Consider the following 1,283-nt stretch of genomic DNA (forward strand, 5'->3'; position numbering starts at 1 on the left):
CGCTGTGGCGTACTCCAGATGCCCCACGATGCAACCCTGCGCTTCCATCAGCTCCAGGGTCAGGTCGAACTTGGCGATCGCGTGGGGCGTCCCCAGACCTTGCAGGCGCAGCCCCGGCAGCTGCCAGCCTTCGGCCACCGTGCCTTGCCAGGCGAACATCACCTGGAACAGCGGCGTGTAGGCCAGGCTGCGCTCGGGCCTGAGCAACTCGACCACTTGCTCGAAGGGCAGGTCCTGATGGCGCTGGGCCTGCAGGACGTGCTGGCGCAGCTGCTGCAGCCAGCGATGCGCAGGCTGCTCCCCGGCTTGCGGCAGGCGCAGGGCCAGGGTGTTGACGAACAGGCCGATCAGCCCTTCGAGCTCTCGGCGCGAGCGATTGGCCACCGGCGTTCCGATGACCACCTCCGCCTGACCCGACCAGCGCGACAACAGCACGCCCCAGGCGCCCAGCAGCAGCATGAACAGCGTCACGCCATGGCGCTGGCTGTAAGCCTTGAGCTGCGCGCTCAAGGCTTCGTCCAGGTGCAGCGCCACACGGGCGCCCTGCAGGGACTGCTCGGCCGGCCGGGGTCGATCGGTGGGCAGCTCCAGGCGCTGCGGGGCATCGCCCAGGGTTCGCAGCCAGTAGCGGGCCTGCGCGCTCAGTGCGTCGCCCTGCATCCAACGGCGCTGCCACGCCGCGTAGTCGCCGTACTGCAGCGGCAGCGGGGCGAGTTCGGCACTGCGGGGCGGCTGGGACAGGGCGGCGGTGTACTGCGCCTGCAGCTCTTGCCACAGCACGTCGATGGACCAGCCATCCGCCACCAGGTGATGCAGCGTCAGCACCAGCACCTGGGTCTTGTCATCGCCGGCTTGCTGCGGCTCGTGCAGCAGCGCGGCACGCAGCAGAGGCGGTTGCTGGAGATCGAAGGGGCGCTGCACCTCCGCCTGCACGGCCTCGATCACCGCATCCGCCGCGACCTCGGCTTCTCGCCAGGGCAGCACGGCCTGCGCGGCGATGCGCTGCAGGGGCTGCCCGTCTTCCTGGCTGAAGCCGGTGCGCAGGGCTTCGTGGCGATCGATGAGCTGCTGCAGCGCGCTGCGCAGGGCCTCGACCTTCAGCTGGCCTTGCAGCTTCAGCGCCAGATGGATGTGGTACGCCTGGCTGACGCCGGGCAAGCGGGTGAGGAACCACAGCCGTTGCTGGGCATGGGTCAGCGGAGCGCTTGCGCCGCGCGAGGGGTCGGCCTGCAGCGGTGGCAGCACCAGGCGGGCCTCTTCTTGCAGTGGATCCTGCGCCTCCT

At 70.1% G+C, this 1,283-nt stretch carries 1 protein-coding gene; it reads right to left on the reverse strand.

Annotated elements, in window-relative coordinates; translation table 11 throughout:
* The coding region (locus tag ACS5PK_RS22620; protein ID WP_439442518.1) for a condensation domain-containing protein at positions 1 to 1,283 on the reverse strand (1,283 nt) is incomplete at both ends.

Origin of the sequence: Roseateles sp. DB2 (assembly GCF_051857535.1) — a bacterium.
In the GTDB taxonomy this organism is placed as follows: Bacteria; Pseudomonadota; Gammaproteobacteria; order Burkholderiales; family Burkholderiaceae_C; genus Roseateles_B.